This is a genomic window from uncultured Rhodococcus sp. (assembly GCF_963525155.1).
Classification (GTDB): Bacteria; Actinomycetota; Actinomycetes; order Mycobacteriales; family Mycobacteriaceae; genus Rhodococcus_F; species Rhodococcus_F qingshengii.
Genome location: NZ_CAURKP010000285.1, coordinates 1 through 4,984, shown reverse-complemented (window position 1 = coordinate 4,984; position 4,984 = coordinate 1). Strand labels below are relative to the sequence as shown.

General features: G+C 62.1%; 6 protein-coding genes. 5 read left to right on the top strand and 1 reads right to left on the bottom strand.

Annotated features, from left to right (window positions below; translation table 11 throughout):
• Positions 1-462, top strand: a 462-nt coding sequence (locus RWT78_RS28175) for a MarR family winged helix-turn-helix transcriptional regulator (RefSeq protein WP_314682559.1), incomplete at its 5' end; no start/stop codon positions are given.
• A complete protein-coding gene (locus RWT78_RS28170; RefSeq protein ID WP_003941315.1) occupies positions 459-2,252 on the top strand; it encodes a long-chain fatty acid--CoA ligase in 1,794 nt (597 codons plus the stop codon). The genes RWT78_RS28175 and RWT78_RS28170, both read left to right, overlap by 4 nt.
• Here the strand turns inward: RWT78_RS28170 and RWT78_RS28165 are convergent.
• Positions 2,249-2,629, bottom strand: a complete 381-nt coding sequence (locus RWT78_RS28165) for a helix-turn-helix domain-containing protein (RefSeq protein ID WP_003941392.1) — start codon at positions 2,627-2,629, stop codon at positions 2,249-2,251. The genes RWT78_RS28170 and RWT78_RS28165 overlap by 4 nt on opposite strands.
• Positions 2,630-2,852: 223 nt before the next feature.
• On the opposite strand from RWT78_RS28165, the gene RWT78_RS28160 reads away from it, so the two are divergent.
• The 3 genes from RWT78_RS28160 to RWT78_RS28150 form a co-directional block, all read left to right on the top strand.
• Positions 2,853-3,098: a hypothetical protein gene (locus tag RWT78_RS28160; RefSeq protein ID WP_231915792.1), complete on the top strand. Its 246-nt coding sequence runs from the start codon at positions 2,853-2,855 to the stop codon at positions 3,096-3,098.
• A gap of 124 nt (positions 3,099-3,222) precedes the next feature.
• Complete coding sequence (locus tag RWT78_RS28155; protein WP_314682553.1) at positions 3,223-4,812, top strand: FAD-binding protein; 1,590 nt, start codon at positions 3,223-3,225, stop codon at positions 4,810-4,812.
• The coding region (locus tag RWT78_RS28150) for a ferredoxin family protein (RefSeq protein ID WP_314682562.1) at positions 4,809-4,984 on the top strand (176 nt) is incomplete at its 3' end. The genes RWT78_RS28155 and RWT78_RS28150, both read left to right, overlap by 4 nt.

Below are 4,984 nucleotides of genomic sequence, written 5' to 3'. Positions count from 1 at the left end.
GTGCAACATGACGGAGCAATGGCGCTCACCGGTCCACCAGCTGTTCATGACGAGCTGGTGCACCTCACGCGGCAGCTGATGACGGGGGATCGGCATTCCGATGACCACCCGTCGATCGCGCAGCATTCCTTCCTCTCCTTCATCGGCCGCAACGACGGCTGTAAGGCCACGGAGATATCCGAAGTCTTCGGCGTCAATCGCTCGACCATTTCGCGCCAAGTGCGCGGGTGTATCGAGGCAGGCTGGGTGTATGCCGATCCGGGATCCGTTCGTCAGGGCAATCCGCTGCACCTCACGGAGGCTGGCCGCAAATACCTCGACGCCGCCGACGCGCGTCGGCTCGACCAAGTCGCCGGCAGGCTGCACGATTGGACCGAGTCCGAGGTCGCAGACGTCGCCCGCGCACTCCACCGCTTCAGAATCAGCATCGAATCGCAGACCAACGGAGATGACACCCTGTGAGTGAGTACAGCGCCAAAGCCCAGTTCACCATCTCCGACAACGAGTCCGTGGTGCACACCGTCTTCGCGCACGCCGAGCGCACACCAGATTTGACGGTGTTCTCCCGCCCCAAGGGCGAGGGTTGGGTAGACGTCACAGCCAAAGAGTTCGCCGAGCAGGTCACCGGCGTCGCAAACGGTCTCATCGCCGCTGGCGTGCAGGCAGGCGACCGCGTCGCACTCCTCTCCGCGACCCGATACGAGTGGACGCTCTTCGACTTCGCCATCTGGGCTGCCGGCGCGGCTACCGTCCCGATCTACGATTCGTCGTCTCAGGGCCAGGTCAGCTGGATCCTCGAAGACTCCGAGGCCGTCATCGCGATCGTCGAAACCGGCGCGCACGAGCAGCTGTTTCAGGACGCGCCAAGCACGCTCAAAGCCGTCATGCAGATCGACGACGGCGCTGTGGAGAAGTTGACCGCACAGGGTGCCGACGTTGACGACACCGAGCTGAAGAAGCGGCTCGCGGGCATCAAGGCCGACGATCTTGCGTCACTCGTCTACACCTCCGGCACGACAGGCCGTCCCAAGGGATGCATCCTCACGCACCGCAACTTCCTGTCCGAGGTGCGCGGGATTCTCACGGCATCGATCGGCAAGGTGGCGGTTCCGGGAAACCGAGTCCTGACCTTCTTGCCGCTCGCGCACGTACTGGCCCGCGCGGTGTCCCTCGCGACGTTCGAAGCTGGTGCGTCGCAGGCGCACTGGTCTGACTTTGCCACCATCACAACTCAATTCGAGCGGTACAAGCCCAACACCATCCTCGGTGTTCCGCGTGTCTTCGAAAAAGTTCGTGACGGCGCAGCACGCAAGGCGGAATCCGGTGGAAAGATTCCCGGCGCGATCTTCGCCTTCGCCGAAGCCACCGCGAAGAAGTACAGCCAAGCTCTCGACAAAGGCGGTCCCTCGCTGATCTTGAAGGCGAAGCACGCAGTGGCAGACAAGCTGGTGTACTCGAAGCTTCGTGAAGCTCTCGGCGGCGAATGCTGGTTCGCGATCTCCGGCGGCGGCGCCCTCACTCCTGAGTTGGGGCACTTCTTCCGCGGGCTGGGAGTTCCGATCTACGAGGGTTACGGTCTCACCGAAACCACTGCGGCGCACTGTGTCAACGTCCCGGGTGCTCAGAAGATCGGAACCGTCGGACAGCCGATGGGCGGCAACGGGGTTCGCATCGCCGAGGACGGCGAGATCGAACTCAACGGCGGGGTTGTTTTCAAGGGCTACTGGAAGAACGACAAGGCCACCGAAGAGACGTTCGTCAACGGCTGGATGCGCACCGGGGATCTCGGTGAACTCGACAGCGACGGTTACCTTTCCATCACCGGACGCAAGAAGGATCTTCTGGTGACGGCGGGCGGCAAGAACGTCTCGCCCGGCCCGATGGAAGACCGTATCCGTTCGCATTCCATCGTCTCGCAGGCAGTTGTCGTCGGCGACGGGAAGACCTACATCACGGCGCTGTTAACCGTCGACCCTGAGGTGTTCGAGAAGTGGAAGTCGGAGAACGGCAAACCTTCCGGCGCCACCGTCGCTGAGCTGCGCGATGACAAGGACCTTCGCGCGGAGCTTCAGAAGGCCGTCGACGACGCCAATGCCGCTGTCTCGCATGCGGAGTCGATCAAGAAGTTCGTCATTCTCGATCGCGATCTGACCGAGGAAGACGGTGAGATGACAGCGACGCTCAAGATCAAGCGCAATGTCGTCGTCGATCGGTTCTCGAATGAGATCGAAGGAATGTACGCGAAGAGCTAGGCGCGTTTGGGGAACTGCTCGCGGTAAGCCATCACGTCGTCGAGGCGGAACCTGCGGTGGGTGCCGCGTAGTTCGATCGGGAGTTTCCCGGCGTCGGCGAGTTTGCGTACATACGTGTCCGAAACGCCGAGGATCTCTGCTGCCTGCGAGGTGGTGAGGAGCTCTGCGACGGGCCCGAGGGCGACGCTGTCGCCGGCAGCGAGGTAGGTCAGGAGCTGCACGACGGCGTCGCCGACCGATGGCGGAATCTCGATGCTCACGCCGTCGAACACCAGCGTGGTCGTGTCCGTCGAGGTTGCGGCTCTCTCGGCCAGGGCCGTTTTGATTCGCTCGGCAGCGTCGCCGTCGACTGCGGAAACGATGTGGTCGATGCTCACGCGGTATATCTCCGATCGAAGGCAGTGTTTCGCAAGCATAGACAGCGACAGTGTCCGTCGGCACGCTGGCTAGCGCCGTGTGCGTTGCATTACATGAGTGCCGTGAGTGGGAAACTATTTACCCACGTAGATCGGAATTCGAAGGTTTTGGCGCCCAAAGATATTCGACTCGACGCATACGTAACTCACCAAAATTGGTGTACCCGCAAGTAACATCCTGAGCGTGGCTAGACGATCGGTAACGGTGAGATTCGACGTAGAGGAACTGAGGGCCCTAGAGACCCTCCAAGAGCTCACGGGCGCGGACATTTCCAGCGTCATACGTGAAGCTGTGATCGAACATGCTCGTCGATGTGTCGCGCAGGGAAAGCCCCGCGACATCACCGAGCGACGAAAATCGCTGACCTTGCAGGAAGCCTTCGCCAAGTATTCCGCGTTGTGCACCGACGAGGAGCGGGAAGCGTCGTAGCGCTCTGTCGATGCGGCAGTGACTGGTTGAGTTCACAGTGATTCTGACTGTGGCGCTGGGTAGTTCGTTCGAGGAATATTGCGGCAACAGAAGTGTTGCGTAGACCTCTGACAGGAGCTGGCCAGTGACGGACGTCCTCGAACTCTCCACCGATGTATTGGTGATCGGTGGTGGCCCCGCCGGCGCATGGGCAGCGTTGCGCGCGGCCAAGGCCGGTGCAGACGTCGTCCTGGTCGACAAGGGCTACTGCGGAACGAGCGGCGCAACGGCCCCCTCGGGAACGGGTGTTTGGTACGTCGAACCGGATACGACTGCCCGTGAGCGGGCAAAGGCCGGTCGTGAGGCGCTCGGCGGATATCTTGCCGACCACCATTGGATGGACCGCGTCCTCGAGCAGACCTACTCCAACATGGATCTCCTCGCGGTGGAGGGCAGATATCCGTTCCCCGTCGACCCCAGCACGGGCAAGCAGATCCGTACCGGCTTGCAGGGACCTGAGTACATGCGACGGATGCGCACCTGGATTCGTCGAGCCGGGGTGCGGATCCTCGACCATTCGCCGGCACTGGAGTTGTTGGTGGACGGTGAGGGCCGAGTTCGCGGAGTCGCCGGATACCAGCGTCACGAACATCAGGACTACCGCGTCTCGGCAGGCGCGGTAGTGGTCGCCAGCGGAGGTTGTGCGTTTCTGTCCGGTGCGCTGGGTACCAACGTCGATACCGGTGACGGTGCATTGATGGCAGCGGAAGTCGGAGCGGAGTTCTCCGGGATGGAGTTCTCGAACGCGTACGGAATCGCAGCGGCCGGATCGACGATCACCAAGACGGCTTACTACGCGTACGCGACGTTCTTCCACGCAGACGGAAGAGTGCTCGAAGGGGCCGGTTCGGCGAAGGGGAGGTCCGTCATCGCCAGCACGTTGCGGAACGAGCCCGTCTTCGCGCAGATCGATCGGGCCGACGCTGAGGTGCAGCGTCGAATGAGGCTGGGGCAACCCAACTTCTTCCTGCAATTCGATCGCCGCGGAATCGATCCCTTCACCGACAAATTCGAGGTCGGCATGCTCGCTGAAGGCACGGTGCGCGGCACTGGGGGAATCAACGTCGTCGACGACGATTGCGCGTCATCCGTTCCAGGACTGTTTGCCGCCGGGGACGCTGCGACCCGAGAGCGAATCTGCGGAGGGTTTACCGGCGGGGGAAGTCACAACGCCGCGTGGGCGATGTCTTCTGGTTCGTGGGCGGGAACCGGTGCTGCGCGCTATGCGTTGTCGGTCGGACGTGGGTCTACCAGTGGTCTTCGCGGAGCAGGAACCGTCGGATTGCGTAATCCGGTACGAACCGGGTTTGCTCCCGACGATGTGGTGAAAGCTGCTCAGGCGCAGCTGATTCCCTTCGACAAGAACTACCTCCGCAGCGGTGATCGAGTATCCGCAGCGCTCGGTGAGCTCGAATCGCTGTGGGGTGCAGTGAGTGCGGATCTGGGCGCGGATCCAGCAGGTCGGATGGCGGCGCGGCAGGCTGCCGCGATCACGGCCGTCGGTCGCTGGATGTATCACTCGACGTTGGCGCGGACCGAGACTCGGGGAATGAGCAAGCGGGACGATTATCCTGAACTCGATGTGACGCAGCACCATCACGTTCTTACCGGCGGTTTGGATGCGGTGTGGACCCGAACTTCTGAATCTGCCGGGTCTGCACTGGTGGCGTCATGATCGAGCTGGTTTCTGCGCCTGACTGCATCGGCTGCGACAAGTGCGTAGACGTCTGTCCCACAGATGTTTTCGACCGGACGCCCTCGGGCGTCCCGGTGATTGCGCGCCAATCGGATTGCCAGACCTGCTTCATGTGTGAGGCATATTGCCCGACGGATGCGCTGTTTGTGCT